This window comes from Paenibacillus solanacearum (assembly GCF_910593845.1).
Taxonomy (GTDB): domain Bacteria; phylum Bacillota; class Bacilli; order Paenibacillales; family NBRC-103111; genus Paenibacillus_G; species Paenibacillus_G solanacearum.
The window spans coordinates 174,149-193,800 of sequence record NZ_CAJVAS010000005.1 but is presented as its reverse complement, the minus strand read 5'-3'; the positions used below and the strand labels follow the sequence as shown (position 1 = coordinate 193,800).

The window sequence follows — 19,652 nt, the reverse complement described above, 5'->3', positions numbered from 1 at the left end:
AACCTTATGGAAATTTGGTTGAACCTGAATGTGGGCACCGGAACGGGCTGCGCAAGCATCGGCACATTCAACTTTTATTCCATATGGTTCAACTCATCCTCCATTTACTATGCCGGTGAAGCTCCTATAATTGAGTTATAGATCGTTCAAAATTTTATATTACCAGTTCCGCATGGGGAGGGACGTTCGTTGCAGCATGCCTTTTTCGACCGGATTCATTTGCGTATTATCGATGTATTGCAAAGGGACCGCTCTTACGCCGGATCGCTCGGTCATGTGATCCGCAGTCCTTCTACGCATATTCGAAGCTTTCTGTACGCGTATGAGGGCAAAGGCACGATGGAACTGGGCGGTATAAGCTACCCGTTAAGCGCTGGCTGCGTATTTCATTTCCCGATGAATCAGAGCTTGCTGATCAATAGCTCGCCGGAGCAGCCGCTGTGCTATTTTACCGTTCGAATGGATTACAAGTTCATCGAATGGGAAGGTACGGCGATTCGCAGCGTTGAACCGGATGACCGGGTGCTTCCTTTCGACTTTGTCGTGCCGATGCCGGATCAAGAGACGATGTTTGGCGAGATGCAGCGCCTGCACAGCCTGTGGCACAGCAAGCAGCCGGGCTATGAGTGGGGGACGAAGCTCGCCTTCATGAACATTCTCCAGCGGGTCAGCGAACAGCAGCTGCTGCAGGAGGAGCATAATGTCATGGCGCAGCTGATCCTGAAGTGCAAAGACTACATCCGCAATCATTACCATGAGCCGCTCGAGCGCGAGACGCTGGCGCGAAAGGCATCTTTGTCCACCAGTTATTTCTCGGTCATGTTCAAGAAGCATACCGGCTATTCTCCGGTGCAATACATTACGAAAATCCGCTTGGACAAAGCAAAGCTGCTGCTAAGACAAAAGCATCTGACGATCGCGGACGTGGCCCGGGAGGTCGGATTCCGGGACCCGCTCTATTTCGCCAAGGTGTTCTCCCATGAAATCGGCGTTCCTCCGCGGGAATACCGGAATATGTAAAGCGTCAATTCGACACGTGCAACTTGGAAAAAATTAAAGGAAAGAAGGAGTTGTCATGCTTCAATCGCATTACCCCGTCCTTGTATACGGAGCGACCTTTGCGGGGCTCGGCATCGCGGCCGCATTGAAAGATAGCGCGCTGCTGGCGGAACGGTCGGCGCTGGTCGGCCATGAATTCATCGCGGCGTACCACACCGGCGAAAGCTGGTCGGCAAGTACGCTGCATAATGCTGCAGCCAAGGAGCTGCGCGCAGAGCTTGCGCGCCGCAATCTGCTCTCGGAGAGCGGCAGCGTCCATCTCCCGGCCATGGCTCCGGTCTTGTGCCACCGGATTCGCAAGCTGGGGCTTCAAGCGAGGATGATGACCGAGATTGTGGACGTCACAGCGGGTGCAAGAGGGTATGATGTGACACTGCTGAGCGCCTCCGGGCTCCAGCATATTACCGTCGATCATCTCATCGATACGACGTCGGCCTGCCTGTCGAACCCGGCGCATTCCGTGTCTATCGAATCGAAGCGCATTCACGCGATGCTGCACAGCTCGGCGCCTGCTCCGGTTCCGGCGCTTCCTCCCGGGGATGAGAAGCGCGTCCGCTTCGTCAAGGGACTGATGCCGGGCGAGCTCATTCTTGAGCTGTCGCTCCAGCCGTCGGACGGCTGGGCGGAAGCGAGAGCGGAGCTGCACCGCTACTGGGAGCAGCGGTACGAAGCGTTCGCGCCGTGGACGCTGGCCGCCGTCGCAGAAACGTTCGCGATTCGCACCGCCGGGCGCGAACGAAGCCTGGGCCCGGCCTGGACATGGCTTCCTTCGGCCAACTGGGATAATGGGCTTCAAGCGTTTGACGCCGGATACTCGAAAGGATGTCAACTACATGAAACAATCTTATCGGCTTGATCGGCATGTCGTGCAGCAGGAGCGCCCGGACGCGCCGTTTGCGGCAACGTACGACGTCATTGTCGTCGGCCTTGGCACGGCGGGCGCCTTTGCGGCCATCTCGGCGGCTCGGCGCGGACATAAGGTGCTTGGCCTGGAGCGGCTCAACTGCATGGGCGGCACGGGGACGGCCGGCACGGTGCAGGGCTATTACTTCGGCTCTCGAGGGGGCGCGTACGAGCCGCTCGACGAGGAAGTGGCGGCCATGGGGCAAAAGGGCTATACGCGGACCGGCGGCGTGAACGGCGAATTGAAAAAATACGTGCTGGAGCGCCATGCCGCCGAGGCGGGGGTAACGATCCGCTATGAGTCGACGGTTACCGGCGTGTTCCTCGAAGGGAATAAAGTGACCGGCGTGCGCTGGTTCGGACCGAACGGCATGGAGGAAGCGGGGGCAACGGTCGTCATCGACTGCACTGCGGAGGCCGAAGTGAGCGTCATGGCCGGTGCCGCGTTCCGGTTCGGAAGAGCGTCCGACGGCATGGCGCAGCCGTTCTCCAACGTGATCAAGCGGACGACCGATACCGGGGTGCATCAGTTTTATACCGACTCCGGGTACGTGGACCCGACGGACGGAGACAGCGTATCTGAGGCGATACTCGATTCTGCGCTGCGCTCGACGCATCTGAAGGAGCGGTACGAGCCAAGCGACCGGCTGATTTACGTCGCGCCGCTTCTGGGCATACGGGAGGGCCGCTTCATTGAGGGGGAAGCCGATGTATTGCTGGCCGATGTTCTTGCCGACAAGGTAACCGGCGAGCCCGTATTTTACGCTTATTCGAATCTGGATAACCACAGCAAAGACGTCGCGCTGGAAAGCGAGACATATCAAGACTGGATCGTGGCGGCCAGCTTGTGGGGAATCAACTTTTCCGTTCCCATCCCGCTCGGAGCGATGATTCCGAAGGGCGTCGACGGGCTTCTTGTAGCCGGCCGCTGCATCGCGCTCGATCATGATATGGCCACCTGCGTCAGGATGAAGCGCGATATGCAGAAGTGCGGGGAGGCGGCGGGAGTCGCCGCAGCGCTGTCGATCGAGGGCGGCGTCCCGCTGCGCAGCGTGCCGTATCCGGAGCTGGCCTCGCTGCTTCGCGCGACCGGCTGCCTGGATGAGCGCAACGATGTCGGCATCCGCGTTCCGGTCGGCGTCGTGCCAACCGGCGATACGTCGCATCAATGGCTGACCGACACGGGGGCGATCCGTCTCGGGCTGATGAGCGACAAGCCGGGCATCGCGATCTGGTCGGCCAAACGGCTCGGCGACCGGATTCGCGCCGAATTGAAGCAGTGGCTGCATCAGCCGGACGATGCGCATCTGAGCCGCAACAGCGCCATTGCGCTTGCGCTGCTGGAAGACCGCGCCTCCCTGCCGCTGCTGCGGCAAATGGCGCGGGAGCGGGACAGCTACGTTCCGCGAACGAGCCGGAAGTACAATCAGGTGCGCGGTTACACCGCCATCTATTTGCTCGGCAAGCTGGCCGACACGGACATCGTGCCGGAGCTGATCGCATTGATGCGGGACCGCGCCTCGTTCACGAACGTGTCGACGGATGCGGAGTTTATCAATAGCGATGAGGAATATTATTTTCAATATTTTACATTCTCGTTAGCGGCGCTGCTGCGCATCGGCGACCGGCATGAGGACCGGAGAAAAGCGATCGCGGAAGCGGTGGCGGACATGATAGGGCAAAGCGATTTCTCCTTGACCATTACGTTAAAGCCAAGCAAGGATCAGCAGTATGCGATGACCGATACGATTCGTCGGTATGCGGCGTCCAAGCTGCGGCAATGGGGTATGACCTCATATATGAAGCGTTCCTACAGCCAAGAAATGAGCGGATAACCGAGCCTTGCAGCTTGCGGACCCCCGATACTGCGTTACGCGCAGTGTCGGGGGTTTTATTTAGGGTCAGGAGACACGTCGTGTAACCCTTTCTTGAATTCCTTTCGGAATTTAGCGCCTTGCACTTGTCTGGCTAGCGGACGGATCGGATCGGCCGATTCAGCAGTGGCGGCTTATAGCGGATGAGAAACCGGACTGGCATACGATCCAAAATCGGGTTACCGGTGAAGCGCTGACCTTAAACGACCGGTTTGACGGTCTGCTTCATGTTCGCGCTCTGCAGCCGGAGGGACGCGGCCGACAGGCGCAGCGGTTTCTGGTAACGGAGCATTATGGGAGAATTGCAACGCGCTAGACGTTGATGTCAAGCGATTCTCACAAACAAGACCGCTCTCTTCTTTGTCAGGCAAAACCGGTTTCAATAGACAACACCAAGACGGAATGCTATAGTTACTTGTATACAACTGAATAAACGATTCATTGAGGTGCCGCTTTGCATGATTACAGCATGCAGCTCGGCTTAATAGGGAAGACCGGTTAGAAACCGGCACGGACCCGCCACTGTGAAGAGCATCGATTTTATAATGGATAAAATCGGTAACGTTCTGCACCATGTCACTGGAGAAATCCGGGAAGACGCGGAACGGAAGCTCGAAGTCAGGAGACCTGCCTCATGAAGACACTGTTACCTACGGGAGTTAGGGTGGTGTTGGAAAGCGTGCCCCTTGTTTGGGATGCCGGCGGTCGTTTCATGGCCTTTCGGAATTTCAAGCGCAGTTTGGTTAATTTTATCAACGGAGCATTTCTGACACATGTTGTCGGAAATGCTTTTTTTGTTTTCGTCGGATTCGGCAGCCTGGTTGGCTGCCTATGAAATGGATAGAGGTGAAGGGTATGGGAGAGAAAGGGAAGCTGCTCATTATCGGATTCGGACCCGGCTCCTTCGAGCATATTACGGAACGGGCAAGAGCCGCCATCGAAGAGAGTGAGGTGGTGATCGGCTACAACACGTACGTCGATCTCATCCGCGGTCTGCTTACGGATCAAGAGATTGTGCGGACCGGCATGACGGAGGAAGTGAGCCGAGCGCAGGAAGCGGTGCGGCAGGCGGAGAAGGGCCGCAAGGTAGCCGTCATTTCCAGCGGCGACGCGGGCGTGTACGGCATGGCCGGACTCGTGTACGAGGTACTGATCGGACAAGGGTGGAACCCGGCGACGGGGGTGGAAGTCGAAGTGATCCCGGGCATTTCGGCGATCAATTCATGCGCCTCGCTGCTCGGCGCGCCGGTTATGCATGATGCGTGCACGATCAGCTTGAGCGATCATTTGACCCCTTGGGAGATGATCGCCCGCCGGGTGGAAGCGGCGGCTTCCGCGGACTTCGTCATAGCGTTGTACAATCCGCGCAGCGGGAGACGGACGAGGCAGATCGTCGAGACGCAGCGGATTGTGCTGAAATACCGGTCGCCGGATACGCCGGTAGGCCTGGTTAAAAGCGCATACCGCGACCGCGAGCAGGTGATCGTAACGACGCTGGGCGAGATGCTGGAGCATGATATCGGGATGCTGACGACGGTCATTATCGGCAATTCGGCGACCTTCGTCTATCATGGCAAAATCATTACGCCGCGCGGATATCAGCGTAAATATACGCTCGATTCGATCGAGCAGCCGCTGAAGCCGCATGAACGGCTTCGGCCGGAAGCCGAGCCTTGGTCGCTTCATTCGTCGGAAGAGGCGGAAGACTGGGAGGGAGAGGAACTCGCGGATACGGATCTGGCGGCGATACCGTATGGCGGGACACCCGTTTCCGTTCCAGTGACCGCCAAGAGGTCGGTCGATCCGGCCGCGCTGGCAAGGCAGGCGCTCGGCGCACTGCAGGCGGCAGGCCTTGTATCGGGCGGCAGGCTGCCCAAGGCGGAGCCGGGCATCGGCGCAGTGAGGGCCAAGCAGATCGCGATCTTCGAAGCGGGCGTTGCGCCGGGAATCGCGAATAAGAAGTTCAGCGCTAGACAGATGGCGATATTGGCTGAATTGGCTGGAGAGACGGGAGAGCTTGAATATACCCCTAACCACCAGATTATTATGCGCGTGCAGACAGAAGATCCGTCGCAGCTGGTTCACCGGCTGAAGCAGGAAAAGCTGCTCGTTTTCCCGATCGGCGATGTGGCGCAGGTCAAAGCGTGCGACTTCTGCAACCTGGAGAAAGACAGCGCGATCCCGGTAGCCGAGAAGCTGAATTTGCTCGTAGGCGGGATGAAGGCGCCGAAGGAGCTGATGATCGGTGTGAACGGCTGCGGGATGGCTTGCTACGGCGCAGTGCTGGAAGATATCGGGATCGTGCACCGCAGCGGCGCGTACGATTTATTCCTCGGCGGCAAAAAAATCGGCCGCAACGCGCATCCGGCGCAGCTTGTGGCGGAGGGGATCACGGCGGAGGACATCGTACCGACGGTAGAGCGAATATTTAAGCAGTATGCGGAACAAGGTCATCCGAACGAACGGTTTCATAAATTTTTCAAGCGCGTCGGCATGGTCGGAGGCTTCCGTCACAAGGAGCACGCGCCGCAAGTGGAAGTAAACGCCGTATGCGGCGATTGATACGGGGGAGAATGGGAATGGAAGCGATATTGTTAGTCGGCCACGGGAGCCGCGATCCCGAAGGGAACGAAGAGCTGCTGCAGTTTGCCGAGACGGTTCGCCGGATGGCGCCGGAGCATGTGATTGAGACCTGTTTTCTGGAGTTCGCTGCGCCGAACATTATGAAGGGCATCGACAACTGCGCAGCGCAGGGCGCGACCAGAGTCGTGCTTGTACCAATCATTTTGTTCGCGGCGGGGCATGCCAAAATCCACATTCCGGCGGCGATTGACGAGGCCAGGCTGAAATATCCGGGCATCGAATTCATCTACGGCCGACCGATCGGCGTCCACCAGAAAGTCGTCGACATCTTGAAATCGCGGCTTGCCGAAGCCGGCTTTTCCGGGAGGAACGAAGTCGGCCGGGACCCGGAGACGGCGGTGCTGATCCTCGGCCGGGGAAGCAGCGATAGCGATGCCAACAGCGATTTCTGCAAGATGACCCGGCTGCTCTGGGAGCAGGTGCCGGTCAAATGGGCGGAAAGCAGCTTTATCGGCGTGACGGAGCCGACCTTTGAAGACGGGCTGGACCGCTGCCGCAGGCTTGGCGCGAAGACGATCTACGTCCTGCCGTATTTTTTGTTTACCGGGGTGCTGATCAAGCGCATCGAAGACATGACCGCCGCTTTTGCGGCACAGCATCCAGAGCTTCATGTCGTGCTGGCCGGCTATTTCGGGTTCCATCCGCAGCTGGTCGAGCTGCTGCTCGACCGGGTGTCCGAGGCTTCCGGCGGCCGGGCGTTCATGAACTGCGACAACTGCAAGTACAGGCTTGAGGCGGCTGCGCATATGGAGCATCACCATCATCACGATCATGATCACGATCACGATCAGGGTCATCACCATGAACACGGGCACGATCACGAGCATGATCATGAGCACGGGCATTACGATCATCATCATGATCATCACCATGAGCATGAGCATGACCATGACCATGAACATGAACATAATCACGGTCATCACCATGAACATGGACATGATCACGGCGATCGCGAACATGTCCTTCACCACGAGCAAGACGGCCGCTATTCGGGCGATCCTAAAGGGGGAGCATCGCGATGATCTTCATGCTATGCGGCACAAGCGATGCGAGGGAGCTGGCCGTCCGCCTCTCGGCAAGCGGCCGGGAGCTGCTGTGCTCGGTCGTAACCGACAGCGCGGCCAAAAGCTTGCAGGAGGCCGGGCTGCCCGTTCGAACCGGGCGCCTGACCGCCGGCGAGATGGCGGCGCTGCTGCGGGAAGGTGGCTTCCGCGTGGTGGTCGACGCGAGCCATCCGTTCGCGGAAGAGGCGCATCGCAATGCGATGCAGGCGGCCAAGGAGCTCGGCCTGCCGTACATCCGCTTCGAGCGTGCGTCGCTCGTCTACGGCGATCACCCGAAGCTGACGGTGGTGGCCGGCTATGAGGAAGCGGCGCTGGAGGCGAAGCGGCGCAAAGGCTCCGTCATGCTGACGACCGGCAGCAAGACGCTGCATATTTTCGCCCGGCATTTGATCGGCGACCCGGAGATCCGGCTCGTGGCCCGGATGCTGCCCCGGCGCGACAATATGGAGAAGTGCGAAGAGCTTGGCGTCGAGCAGAAGAACATCATTGCGATGCAGGGACCTTTTACAAGAGAAATGAACGAGGCGCTGTACCGCCAATACCGGACGACCGTGATGGTGTCCAAGGAGAGCGGGACGACGGGCGCGGTCGACGAAAAGGTGGATACGGCGCTGCAGCTGGGAATCGACGTCATCCTGATCTCGCGGCCCGAAATTGAGTTCGGCACCGCGTTTACCGACTATGAAGGCGTGCTGGCCGAGGTAGGACGAATATTCGCGTAGCTTCGGCAGGCAAGCGCAAACCTACAGTATTTGGAGCCAAAGGGGGATACGCCTGTGGATTTTAAAACGGAATTCAAGCCGCTGACCATTCAGCCGCAGGAAATTGAGGATAAAAGCTTTCAGATCATTACCGAAGAGCTCGGCGCGCATTCGTTTACCGAAGAACAGTATCCGGTCGTGCAGCGGGTCATTCACGCATCGGCCGATTTTGAGCTGGGGCGCAGCCTCGTGTTTCAGCCCAAAGCGATTCAGGCTGGCATCGAGGCGATCCGGCGCGGCGAGAACATCATCGCCGACGTGCAGATGGTACAGGTCGGCATCAGCAAGGAGCGCATCCGCAAATACGGCGGAGACGTGCAGGTATATATTTCCGATCCCGATGTGATGGAGGAAGCGAAGCGGTTGAATACGACGCGCGCCATTATTTCGATGCGCAAGGCGATCAAGGAAGCGGAAGGCGGTATCTACGCCATCGGTAACGCGCCTACAGCGCTGCTGGAGCTGATCCGGCTGGTGAAGGAAGGACTGGCGAAGCCGAGCCTGGTCATCGGGATGCCGGTCGGATTCGTATCGGCGGCCGAGTCGAAGGATGAGCTGCTGAAGCTGGACATTCCGTTTATTACGAATGTCGGCCGCAAAGGCGGCAGCACGATCGTCGTGGCCGCCGTCAACGCGCTGTCGCTCATGGCCGACAAACGGGGATAAGCCGGAGGAGCGCCCGTGAGCGATAACGTGGAAGGACAAGAAGAAAAGCCGCTGAAGCACGGGTTCACGACCGGCGCTTGCGCTACCGCCGTCGCCAAAGGGGCGCTGACGATGCTCATTACGCAGCAGACTGTAAGCGAGGCGGAGGTGTGGCTGCCGGCGGGGTTCGCGCATACGTTCGAGCTGTTCGAATGCGAGTATACGCGGGACATGGCGCAGTGCGCGACGATTAAGGACGCCGGAGACGATCCCGATGCGACGCACAAGGCGAAGATCGTCGCTGCCGTGTGCTGGACAGACGGCAGCGGAATCGAGCTGGACGGCGGCGTCGGGGTCGGTCGCGTGACGAAGCCGGGACTGCCGGTTCCGGTCGGGGAGGCGGCGATCAACCCGGTCCCGCGAAGGATGATAACGCGCGCGGTGGAAGAGGTGCTGGCCGAGTTCGAGATCGAGCGCGGCGTCAAGGTCGTCATCTCCGTCCCGGATGGGGAGGAGATGGCGAAGAAGACGCTGAATGCCCGGCTCGGCATTATCGGCGGCATCTCGATACTCGGCACACGAGGCATCGTCGTTCCGTTCTCCACGGCGGCTTATAAAGCGAGCGTCGTCCAAGCAATTCAGGTCGCCAAAGCGTCCGGCTGTAAGCATGTGGTGCTGACGACCGGGGGCAGCAGCGAAAAATACGCGATGCGCATGTACCCCGAATTGTCCGAAGAATCGTTCATTCAGATGGGCGACTTCGTCGGATTTTCGCTACAGCACGCCAAACGTCTCGGCATGGAAACCGTCAGCCTGGTCGGTATGATGGGCAAGTTTTCCAAGGTGGCGCAAGGCGTGATGATGGTTCATTCGAAAAGCGCGCCGGTCGATTTCACGTTCCTGGCGCGGGCGGCCGGCGAAGCGGGAGCATCGCCGGAGCTTCAGGCTCAGGTCGCGGGAGCGAATACGGCGTCGCACGCCGGGGACTTGATGGCGGAGGCGGGCACGACGGCATTTTTTGAAATATTATGCGATTACGCCTGCCGGCATGCGTTAGAGCATATCGGCAGCGGGATCCAGGTAGAGACGGTGCTGGTCACCATGAAAGGCGATGTATTGGGGAGGGCGGCAATCAGTGGATAACCGGATTCATATTATCGGCATCGGCGACGACGGACCGAGGGAATTGAACGGCAGGACCGCGCAGTTAATCGAACAAGCGGATATGCTCGTCGGGGGAGAGCGGCATTTGGCGATGTTCCCGGAGGCTGCGGCCGAGCGCGTCGCGCTGCAGGGCGGACTGGCGCGAACGGTCGAAGAGCTTGTGCGGCTGCGGGAAACGCGCCGGATCGTCGTATTGGCGTCCGGCGATCCGTTGTTTTACGGGATCGCCGGCTTTATCGCCAAAAAGGCGGGATCGCCGGCGGTTGCGATTCATCCGCATCTCAGCTCGCTGCAGCTGGCGTTCGCCCGGCTCGGCGACAGCTGGCACGACGCCGTGCTGGAGAGCGTGCACGGCAGGCCGATGCGGGGCCTCGCGCAGCGGATCGACGGGAAGGCGAAGATCGCTATTTTAACCGATGAAGAGAACAGTCCTTCCGCGCTGGCGCGTTATTTGCTCGAATTCGGTATGGACGAGTATGAAGCGTTCGTTGCGGAAAATCTCGGCGGAGAACGTGAACGATTCGGGCATTGGACGCTCGGAGACATGGCGGAGGCCGAATTTTCCCCGCTGAACGTCGTCATTCTGCGGCGCAAGCCCGGGGCGCCTGCCGCCCTCGGCGGCTTTGGCTTCGAAGATGAGACGTTCGCCCAGCGAAAGCCGGACAAAGGGCTGATCACGAAGAAGGAAGTGCGTGTGCTCAGCTTGTCCGAGCTGAAGCTGAAGCCGGACAGCGTCGTGTGGGATATCGGCGCCGGTTCCGGCTCGGTGGCGGTGGAATGCGCCAGACTGGCGCCTTTCGGGCAAGTGTTTGCGCTGGAGAAGAACACAGCGGACATGGACAACATCGAGCAGAACCGCCGCAAGTTTCGCGCGGATATCACCGCGATTCATGCGAAGGCACCGGACGGACTTGATAGGATTCCCGATCCGGACGCGGTCTTCATCGGCGGAAGCGGGGGCGAGCTGCGCGAGCTGATTCGCGTATGCTGCAGCCGGCTACGGGAGGACGGGCGCATCGTCGTCAATGCGGCGACGATTGAGACGCTGGCGGATACGCAGCAAGCGCTGCGTGAGCAAGGCTTCGATACGCGGGTGGCGCTCGTGCAGATCGGGCGCAGCAAGCCGATCTTGGATATGACCCGCTTCGAAGGGCTGAATCCGATCTATGTCATTACCGGCTTCCGGCCTTCATCGCCGGAATCGGAACAGGAGAGAGAATGAACATGACAGCGACAGCGGTAAAACGAGGGACGCTTTACGGCGTAGGCGTCGGTCCCGGCGACCCGGAACTGATCACGGTGAAAGCCTACCGGATGCTGCAGGAATGCCCGGTCATCGCCTACCCGAAAAAAAGAATGGGCGCCAAATCGTACGCGCTCGAAATCGTCGAGCTGTACGTCGATGTAGCGGAGAAGGAAATGCTCGGACTCGTCTTCCCGATGACGAGAGACCAGGCGACGCTGGACCGCGAATGGAGCAAGACGGTGGAGCTGTGCTGGCAGCAGCTTCAGGCGGGAAAAGACATTGCCTTCGTGACCGAAGGGGACCCGAACCTGTACAGCACCTTTATCCATATGGCCCGTCTGATGCAGGAGAAGCATCCGGAAGCGCCGGTTCGCTCCGTACCGGGCATCTCTTCGGTGCTCGGCGCTGCGGCGCGTCTGGATCTGCCGCTGGCTGACGGCGACGAGCAGGTCGCGATCGTTCCGGCCAGCGGCGACAAGGAAGCGATGAGGCAGGCGCTGCAATCGCATGACGCCATCGTCTTCATCAAAGTGGCGAAGGTGCTGGATCTGATGATCGAGCTGCTGGAGGAGCTGGGGATGACGGACAAGGCGTCGGTCGTGACGAAGGTAACGTCGCCGCATGAATTGATCTGGAAAGACGTCCGCGCGCTCAAAGGGCAGGAGCTTGAATATTTGACGTTAATGGTGGTGCGTAAATAATGCGGCTGGAACCTAAAGTATATATTGTCGGCGCCGGGCCGGGCGATCCCGATCTGATTACGGTCAAAGGCCAGAACATTTTGCAAAACGCCGACGTCGTGCTGTATACCGATTCGCTGGTCAGCGAAGACTTGATTGCGCGCGCGGGAAGCCATGCGGAAGTGCTGCAAAGCTCCGGCATGGACCTGGAGCAGATGGTAGCGAAAATGGCGAGCGCCGTTCGCGAAGGCCAATCGGTGGCACGCGTGCATACGGGCGACCCGTCGGTATACGGGGCGATCCTCGAGCAGATGGTGCTGCTCCGGCAGCGGGGGATTGATTACGAGATTGTGCCCGGGGTCAGCTCGGTGTTTGCTGCGGCTGCGGCGCTTGGGGCGGAATTGACGGTGCCCGACCTGACGCAAACCGTCATTTTGACGCGGGCGGAAGGCCGCACGCCGGTCCCTGACCGCGAGAAGCTGCGCGATCTGGCTTCGCATCACTGCACGGTCGCGCTGTTCCTCAGCGCGACGCTCGCCAAGAAGGTCGTCCGGGAGTTTCTGGAGGCCGGATGGTCGGAAGCGACGCCGGTCGCCGTCGTGCAGCGCGCGTCATGGCCGGATCAGAAGATCGTCCGCACGACGCTGGAGCGGCTGGATCAAGATCTGCGCGAGGCGGGCATTCGCATGCATGCGATGATTTTGGCCGGGTGGGCGCTGGACCCGACGATTGTCGAACGCGACGAGCACCGCTCCAAGCTGTACGACAGGACGTTCACGCACGGCTACCGGAAAGGGGTGCCGGCGCATGAGTAAGCCGTTCGCCGCCGTCGCCATCACGAAGCATGGGGTTGAAATGGCAAGAGCGCTGGTCGATCAATTTCCGGGTACGGATTTATATTATATGAGCAAATTTGCGCGGGGCGATGAGGCGGAGCGGGGCTACGAGCTGTTCGAGGGCTCGGTCAAGCTCATTTTGCCGGATTTGTTTAAGCGGTACAGCGGCATTATTTTATTTATTTCGCTTGGGGCGGTCGTTCGCATGATCGCTCCGATTCTGGAGGATAAGAAGACGGACCCGGCGGTCGTCGTCATCGACGACCGAGGCGAACACGCGATCAGCGTCTTGTCCGGCCATCTCGGCGGCGCGAACGAACTGACCCGCGAGGTGGCGCAGGTGATCGGCGCCCGCCCGGTCATTACGACCGCTTCGGACGTGCAGAAGACGATCCCGGTCGATCTGTTCGGCCGCAGCTTCGGATGGGAGATCGAGAGCTTCGACAAAGCGACGCCGGTCAGCGCATCGGTCGTGAACGAGGAGCGGGTGGCCGTCGTGCAGGAAGCGGGCGAAACGAACTGGTGGACGTATGACCGGCCGATTCCCGATCATATCAAGGTTTACGCAAGCGGCAAGGAAGCGGCGGAGGCCGGGTTTGACGCGGCTCTCGTCGTGACGGACCGGCTGCTCGCCCCGGAGGAGGAGAGGGTGCTGCTGCATAACGGCGTGCTGTACCGGCCCAAGACGCTTGTGCTCGGGATCGGCTGCAACCGGGGAACGGCTGCGGAGGAAATCGAGCAGGTCATCGCCGAGACGATGGCCGATCTGCAGCTGTCCGTCAAGAGCGTTCGCAATATCGCGACCATTGATCTGAAGAAGGACGAGCAAGGGCTGCTTGACGTGTGCCGCAAATACAAGTGGCGCATGGACATCTACACGCCGGAGCAGCTCAACACGGTGCCTCTGCCGAATCCTTCGGAGAAGGTGTTTCAATATACAGGGGCGTATGGGGTTAGCGATCCTGCGGCCAAATTGTCCAGCGGAGCTGACAGTTGGCTGCTGGAGAAGAAGAAGAGCGGGAACGTGACGATCTCGATTGCCCGCGTAACGCCCGAGGCCCGAAGGAATGCATAGAAGAAGCTTACACGGCCCATGCCCGATACCGGCCTGTAAACGGAATTTCTTTATATAGAAGGAGAATCAGCACGATGAGCATCGTTCAATCGTTACAACAACGCCGCGCCGTTCGCAGCTATGAACCGCGCGAAGTAGAGGACGACCAAATCGCCGCATTGCTCGAAGCCGCATCCTGGGCGCCTAACGACCGGCTGCGCGAGCCATGGCATTTTTACGTGATTCGAGGAGAAGCCAAGCTCCGATATGAACAAATCGCCCGACAGTTTCTCGAGGAACGGTTTCCCGCGAAACCGCATCTGGTGCAAGAATCGCTCGCCGTCCTGAACCATACGCCGCTGATCATTGTCGTAACGGCCGATCTTGTACCGGGAGACGACGCTTCTTCTGAAGATAACGAATATGCGGCCGCTTGCGCCATCCATTCGATGTGGCTTGCGGCGCATGAGCTCGGACTCGGTTTGGTTTGGAGAACCCGCGGCATCGGTTTGGTACGGGATGAACGGCTGCACCGTTTCATCGGCGCACCCGATAACCGCAAAATCATCGGCTCCGTGTTCATCGGGTATCCTGCTGCGGACACCCCGGCTACCAAGCGGACGCCGTTCTCGGACAAAACAACTTGGCTTTAACTGTAGGCCTCTTGAGCTGAACGGTTAGTAGGGTACTGTAATTTCATGCAAAAGAAAGAGAGAAGCATACGCCTTCTCTCTTCCTTTAAATAACAGTTATCCTTTACTTGGCGTAACGTCGGTCCGGACAACCCCTACATCCGAACCGTTGAATGCAAAAGCGTTGCCTCCCTGGCCTGTTCTCGCATTAGCGGATTGTCTCACATTGACGGTATTTTTGCCGCTCCGCTTGTGTTTTTTCTTCGATTGTTTGGGCATGGGATCACCTCCTTTTCGGCGGTCTGACGGTTTTCCCGGATTTGAAAATCTTTACGTTGACTGCGTTGCTCGCCAGTACGTTTCCCATATCTGCCTTGGCGATGGCGGATTGAAATATTTGAATGACTAGATAATGGTATTTGCCCACCCGGTGCTTGTACGTTTTCACCTGCGTTCGTAGCACGTTCCGACCTCCTTGTTCATAATCATTACATCGTATGTAGAAATTTGCATTGCGTGGCGGCGAATGCGCGCTGCTGCATTATAAGAATAGAAAGGATGCGTGCGGCACATGAGCATGATTTCGGCCAGCCGGAGCATCGTTATTGCCGGAACTGGCAGCGGTGCAGGCAAAACGACGGTGACGCTCGGCATCATGGCTGCTTTGCAGCGAAAAGGACTGCGCGTGCAGGGGTTCAAATGCGGCCCTGATTATATCGATCCGACGTATCATCGGGCGGTGACCGGCCGAGCGTCGCGCAATGTGGACGGCTGGATGCTGCCGCATGAAGCGGTGCGGGAAATATATTGCCGCGCCTCGGCGGATGCGGACATCGCGGTGATCGAGGGCGTGATGGGCTTATACGATGGAAAAGATCCGCTGTCGAATGCGGGGAGCACTGCGGAAATCAGCCTGCTGCTGCAAAGTCCCGTGCTGCTCGTCCTGAACTGCCAAAGCATGGCCCGCAGCGCGGCCGCGGTCGTCAAAGGCTTTCAACTGCTCGATCCGCATGTTCGAATCGCCGCCGTCTTCGCCAATAAAGTCGGCAGCGCCGGCCATTACCGGATCGTCAAAGAAGCGATCGAGCATGAATGCGGCATCCCGGTCATCGGCTATTTGGCCCGGGAAGAAGAGCTGACGGTGCCGGAGCGGCATTTGGGACTCGTCCCGTCCATCGAGCGCGGAGAGTTGGACAGCTTGTTCGAGCGGCTCGCGAGCCGGATCGAACAGACGACCGATCTGGACCGGCTGCTGGAGCTTGCAGACGAGACCGAGCGCGTGGTATGTGAGACGCCCGTGTTGTTTGCTCCGCCTGCTCCTTCCGCGCTTCGGGAAGTCACGCTTGCCGTTGCCCGCGACGCGGCGTTCCATTTTTATTATCCGGAAAATATCGAGCTGCTGGAGCATTACGGCGCCCGGATTCGCTATTTCTCCCCCTTGGCGGGAGAAACTTTGCCCGAAGCGGTCGACGGTCTGTATATCGGCGGAGGGTTTCCGGAGGAGTTTGCCGCAACGTTAAGCGGGCAAGAGCATGTGAAGCAGTCGATTCGCGGGGCCATTGAGAAGGGGCTGCCGACACTGGCGGAATGCGGCGGCTTCATGTATTTGACGGAAGCGATCGAGGACACGCAGGGAACCCGCTATCCAATGGCGGGCATCATCCCGGGCATCGTCACGATGCAGCGCAAGCTGGCCGCGCTCGGCTACCGCGAGGTGTCCGGCATGGAGGGCAACTTCCTGCTCGGACCCGGCGAATTGGCCCGCGGGCACGAGTTTCACTACTCGACGTTTCAGCAAGGCGCAGAGCTGCCCGCCGCTTATACAAGCAAAGGGCTGCGGGGCACGAAGCCGGAGGGCTGCTTGCTGCATCGCATCGTAGCCGGGTATACACATCTGCATTTTGCCTCCCGGCCGGCGCTCGCGCGCAGGTGGCTGGACGAATGTGCCGCATATCGCGACCGACAAAGCAGCGCAGCGAAGGGTTGACTGCAAGGAGCATCGCCTTCCATGATTCCTTTCTTGTGATAAAATATGGTAAATCAGCATTGCAATGAAAGGATGGGAGCAGCGATGAGAAGGATGCAGCAGGAAATCATAACGAAATTACAGGTTCGGCCGGTCATCGATCCGCATGATGAAATCAAGCGGAGGGTGCGGTTCCTGAAAGATTACTTGCAGTCCACGGGTCATAAGAGGCTCATTCTGGGTATCTCCGGCGGACAGGATTCCACATTGGCCGGCAAGCTGGCGCAACTTGCCGCGGAGGAACTGCGAAAGGAGACAGCGGACGCGGATTACCGGTTCATCACCGTCCGCTTGCCATACGGTACGCAAAGGGATGAAGACGACGCACAATTGGCGCTGGCCTTCATTCAGCCCGATCAAGTATATACGTTGAATATTCGTCCTATGACGGACGCGTTCGTGCCTGAGTTCGAACAGGCGACAGCCGTGCCGATCAGCGATTACGATAAGGGAAATGTCAAGGCGCGCATGCGGATGACCGCGCAATATTTGCTCGGCGCCTTCGAGCAGGCGCTCGTCATCGGCACGGATCACGCGGCGGAAGCGGTCACGGGGTTTTTCACAAAATTCGGGGACGGCGCCTCCGACGTAACGCCGTTAACAGGACTAACGAAGCGCCAAGGAGCGCTGCTGCTGCAAACGCTGCATGCGCCGGCAAGACTATACACGAAGACACCGACCGCAGACCTGCTCGACCAGCGTCCGGGACAAGCGGACGAAACGGAGCTTGGCATCGCCTATGACGTGCTGGACGATTATTTGGAAGGCAGGCCCGTTTCGGACGAAACGGCCGAATCCATCGAGAAGCGGTATCGGCAAACTCGGCACAAGAGAGAGCTGCCGGCGGGTTATCCGTCCGGCATTTTTTCATTCCCGCAGATCGTCTCTGTCCTTGTCATGTCAAGTTATGCCCCTTTTACCAAATCATGTTTAATCTGCCGACTTCAAGCGCACAATAGGGTAAAAGCATGCGCGCATAGCGGCTGATCAGCGCGGCCTGCGGCCGGGTCGCGGCATCGGTTCCAAAGGGGAGAATGATTATTCGCAGCAGCCATATTACGAAAGCGTTTGAAGAAGTGCAGAAAGCACGGGAGCAGCTGCACCAGCTCGATTATAAACAATGGATGGACGAATCCTTGTTCACGTGGGAATGGTTTCTCCTTGCCGGATTGACGACGATTCCTCTTATCCTGTGGTGGATCATACTGGATAAAAAAAGAGCATATGAAATTGCCTTTTACGGCTGCATGATCAATATTATGGCTATCATCCTGGACGATTTCGGCACGAACCTGGCATGGTGGGGCTATCCGATCAAATTGCTGCCTACCATCCCGCCGCTGCTGACGGCAGACTCGATTCTAGTACCGATTGTGCTGATGATTATCTACCAGATGTTTTCAACGAATTGGAAAAAGCATCTGATCGCCAATGCAATAACGGCGGCTTTTTTGGCGTTCATCGCCGAGCCGATCTTTATTTGGATCGGGTATTACCAATTAAACTCGTGGAAATTGCTGTTCTCTTTTCTTTTTTACAATGCGGCCTCCGCGCTCGCGCGCTTTATCATTATGAAGATCGGCACAAGGACCGGAGCATAGCGGCAAGTCCCTTTGGGTTCGGCCCACCCCTTGCATTTCGCAAGTGCGTTTCGCCTGGAACTATAGTATAATTTGGAAAATTGTTCTACGGAGGCTGGGGAGCATGAATCCATCTGCGAGTTTCACGAATCTGGGCGAAACGGAACGCAACCGTCTGTACGCTTCGCTGAAGGAGTCCTACGATGCGTACAAGCTGCGCGGCATGAAGCTGGATATGTCCCGGGGCAAGCCTTGTCCCGAGCAGCTTGCGCTTTCCAAAGGCATGCTCGATCTATTGACTTCGAGCGATCCGTTACAAGCCGAGGACGGCACGGATTGCCTGAACTACGGGGGCATCGACGGCATTCCCGAAGCGAAACGGCTGTTCTCCCGACTGCTCGGCGTGAGCGAGCAAGAGGTGATCATCGGCGGCAATGCCAGCCTTAATATGATGTACGATGCGTTAGCCAGGGCGATGCTTCATGGCGTATACGGGAGCGAAACGCCGTGGGGGAAGCTGCCGAAGGTCAAATTTATATGCCCGAGTCCGGGCTACGACCGGCATTTTGCCATATGTGAACAGCTCGGCATCGAAATGATCGCCGTCGACATGCTCGAGGGCGGACCGGATATGGATCAGGTGGAGAAGCTCGCCGGAGAGGACGACGCGATCAAAGGCATCTGGTGCGTGCCCAAATACAGCAATCCCGACGGCATTACGTATTCCGATGAGACGGTCGACCGGCTTGCAAGCATGCGCACGAAAGCTTCGGACTTTACGATCTTCTGGGACGATGCTTACACTGTCCATCATTTGACGGACGAGCCCGATCCGCTCAAGCCTATATTGGCGGCCTGCAAGGCGGCAGGGCATCCGAACCGCGTCTACCTGTTCTGCTCCACGTCGAAGATAACTTTCCCCGGCTCCGGCGTTGCGGCGATGGCGTCGAGCGAGGCCAATGTAAGCCATATCCGGAAGCACCTATCCGCACAGACGATCGGTCCGGACAAAATCAATCAGCTGCGGCATGTTCGTTTTCTGCGGGATATCGACCATATCGAGGCCCACATGAAACGGCATGCAGACATCATCAAGCCGAAATTCGATCGGGTGCTGCACAAGCTCGAAGCATCGCTCGGCGGAAAGCAGATCGCGTGGTGGAACAAGCCGAACGGAGGCTACTTCATCAGCTTGAATACGCTGGACGGCTGCGCGACGGAAGTCGTTCGCATGGCGGCGGAGGCGGGGGTTACCTTGACCAAGGCCGGAGCGACGTTCCCTTACGGGAAAGATCCGCGCAACCGCAATATACGAATCGCTCCGACGTTTCCCAAGCTTGAAGAGCTGGAGACGGCGATTGATATTTTATGCCTGTGCATCCAGATGGTAAGCTTGACGAAGCTGCAAGGCGATCGATAGGCAACAATTGCGATCTCCGATGCTTCCCGGCGACATATGGCTTGCGAGCCGCGAATACTCGCTAT

19 protein-coding genes, 1 pseudogene and 1 riboswitch are annotated in these 19,652 nt (G+C 58.5%); of the genes and pseudogenes, 18 read left to right on the top strand and 2 right to left on the bottom strand.

Annotated features, from left to right (window positions below; all coding sequences use genetic code 11):
- Window positions 1–189: 189 nt before the first annotated feature.
- The 14 genes from KXG62_RS08560 (at window position 190) to KXG62_RS08495 (ending at window position 14,582) form a co-directional block, all read left to right on the top strand.
- Complete coding sequence (locus tag KXG62_RS08560; RefSeq protein WP_218091526.1) at window positions 190–1,020, top strand: helix-turn-helix domain-containing protein; 831 nt, start codon at window positions 190–192, stop codon at window positions 1,018–1,020.
- Window positions 1,021–1,075: 55 nt separating this feature from the next.
- The gene (locus KXG62_RS08555) at window positions 1,076–1,915 is read left to right on the top strand and encodes a hypothetical protein (protein ID WP_218091525.1); all 840 of its coding nucleotides are present in this window, start codon (window positions 1,076–1,078) and stop codon (window positions 1,913–1,915) included.
- Entirely contained in the window at window positions 1,893–3,797 is a 1,905-nt protein-coding gene (locus KXG62_RS08550; protein ID WP_218091524.1) for an FAD-dependent oxidoreductase, read from the top strand. Before KXG62_RS08555 ends, KXG62_RS08550 begins: the two co-directional genes overlap by 23 nt.
- A gap of 466 nt (window positions 3,798–4,263) precedes the next feature.
- Window positions 4,264–4,485, top strand: a riboswitch (cobalamin riboswitch).
- Window positions 4,471–4,671: a hypothetical protein gene (locus KXG62_RS08545; RefSeq protein ID WP_218091523.1), complete on the top strand. Its 201-nt coding sequence runs from the start codon at window positions 4,471–4,473 to the stop codon at window positions 4,669–4,671. It overlaps the preceding riboswitch by 15 nt.
- 20 nt (window positions 4,672–4,691) lie before the next feature.
- On the top strand, window positions 4,692–6,398 hold the full coding sequence (gene cobJ / locus KXG62_RS08540) for a precorrin-3B C(17)-methyltransferase (protein ID WP_218091606.1): 1,707 nt from the start codon (window positions 4,692–4,694) through the stop codon (window positions 6,396–6,398).
- Window positions 6,399–6,415: 17 nt separating this feature from the next.
- The gene (locus tag KXG62_RS08535) at window positions 6,416–7,501 is read left to right on the top strand and encodes a sirohydrochlorin chelatase (RefSeq protein ID WP_218091522.1); all 1,086 of its coding nucleotides are present in this window, start codon (window positions 6,416–6,418) and stop codon (window positions 7,499–7,501) included.
- On the top strand, window positions 7,498–8,265 hold the full coding sequence (gene cobK / locus KXG62_RS08530) for a precorrin-6A reductase (protein WP_218091521.1): 768 nt from the start codon (window positions 7,498–7,500) through the stop codon (window positions 8,263–8,265). The genes KXG62_RS08535 and cobK overlap by 4 nt, the downstream gene beginning before the upstream one ends.
- 54 nt (window positions 8,266–8,319) lie before the next feature.
- On the top strand, window positions 8,320–8,970 hold the full coding sequence (locus KXG62_RS08525; protein ID WP_218091520.1) for a precorrin-8X methylmutase: 651 nt from the start codon (window positions 8,320–8,322) through the stop codon (window positions 8,968–8,970).
- A gap of 15 nt (window positions 8,971–8,985) precedes the next feature.
- Window positions 8,986–10,092, top strand: a complete 1,107-nt coding sequence (locus tag KXG62_RS08520) for a cobalt-precorrin-5B (C(1))-methyltransferase (protein ID WP_218091519.1) — start codon at window positions 8,986–8,988, stop codon at window positions 10,090–10,092.
- Window positions 10,085–11,335 carry a precorrin-6y C5,15-methyltransferase (decarboxylating) subunit CbiE gene (gene cbiE / locus KXG62_RS08515; protein WP_218091518.1) on the top strand — a complete coding sequence of 417 codons (1,251 nt, stop codon included), beginning with the start codon at window positions 10,085–10,087 and terminating at the stop codon, window positions 11,333–11,335. The genes KXG62_RS08520 and cbiE overlap by 8 nt, the downstream gene beginning before the upstream one ends.
- Window positions 11,332–12,060, top strand: coding sequence for a precorrin-2 C(20)-methyltransferase (cobI, locus tag KXG62_RS08510; protein ID WP_218091517.1), 729 nt, complete (start codon window positions 11,332–11,334; stop codon window positions 12,058–12,060). Before cbiE ends, cobI begins: the two co-directional genes overlap by 4 nt.
- Entirely contained in the window at window positions 12,060–12,854 is a 795-nt protein-coding gene (gene cobM / locus KXG62_RS08505) for a precorrin-4 C(11)-methyltransferase (protein ID WP_218091516.1), read from the top strand. The genes cobI and cobM overlap by 1 nt, the downstream gene beginning before the upstream one ends.
- Window positions 12,847–13,950 (top strand): cobalt-precorrin 5A hydrolase, encoded by a 1,104-nt coding sequence (locus KXG62_RS08500; protein ID WP_218091515.1) that lies wholly within the window; start codon window positions 12,847–12,849, stop codon window positions 13,948–13,950. The genes cobM and KXG62_RS08500 overlap by 8 nt, the downstream gene beginning before the upstream one ends.
- A 74-nt stretch (window positions 13,951–14,024) precedes the next feature.
- The gene (locus tag KXG62_RS08495) at window positions 14,025–14,582 is read left to right on the top strand and encodes a nitroreductase family protein (protein ID WP_218091514.1); all 558 of its coding nucleotides are present in this window, start codon (window positions 14,025–14,027) and stop codon (window positions 14,580–14,582) included.
- A 96-nt stretch (window positions 14,583–14,678) separates the two neighbouring features.
- Here the strand turns inward: KXG62_RS08495 and KXG62_RS08490 are convergent, their stop codons facing one another.
- Both KXG62_RS08490 and KXG62_RS08485 read right to left on the bottom strand, forming a co-directional pair.
- Complete coding sequence (locus KXG62_RS08490) at window positions 14,679–14,840, bottom strand: hypothetical protein (RefSeq protein ID WP_218091513.1); 162 nt, start codon at window positions 14,838–14,840, stop codon at window positions 14,679–14,681.
- 4 nt (window positions 14,841–14,844) lie between these two features.
- Window positions 14,845–15,024, bottom strand: coding sequence for a hypothetical protein (locus tag KXG62_RS08485; protein WP_218091512.1), 180 nt, complete (start codon window positions 15,022–15,024; stop codon window positions 14,845–14,847).
- A gap of 117 nt (window positions 15,025–15,141) precedes the next feature.
- Here KXG62_RS08485 and KXG62_RS08480 point away from each other — a divergent pair, with 117 nt between their 5' ends.
- From KXG62_RS08480 to KXG62_RS08465, 4 genes and pseudogenes are all read left to right on the top strand, one after another.
- The gene (locus KXG62_RS08480; protein ID WP_218091605.1) at window positions 15,142–16,548 is read left to right on the top strand and encodes a cobyrinic acid a,c-diamide synthase CobB; all 1,407 of its coding nucleotides are present in this window, start codon (window positions 15,142–15,144) and stop codon (window positions 16,546–16,548) included.
- Between the two features lie 93 nt (window positions 16,549–16,641).
- A pseudogene (gene nadE, locus KXG62_RS08475) lies at window positions 16,642–17,433 on the top strand (ammonia-dependent NAD(+) synthetase); the annotation flags it as partial.
- Between the two features lie 188 nt (window positions 17,434–17,621).
- Window positions 17,622–18,188 (top strand): CBO0543 family protein, encoded by a 567-nt coding sequence (locus tag KXG62_RS08470; protein ID WP_218091511.1) that lies wholly within the window; start codon window positions 17,622–17,624, stop codon window positions 18,186–18,188.
- A gap of 103 nt (window positions 18,189–18,291) precedes the next feature.
- The gene (locus tag KXG62_RS08465; RefSeq protein WP_218091510.1) at window positions 18,292–19,587 is read left to right on the top strand and encodes an aspartate aminotransferase type Ic; all 1,296 of its coding nucleotides are present in this window, start codon (window positions 18,292–18,294) and stop codon (window positions 19,585–19,587) included.
- Window positions 19,588–19,652: the final 65 nt, after the last annotated feature.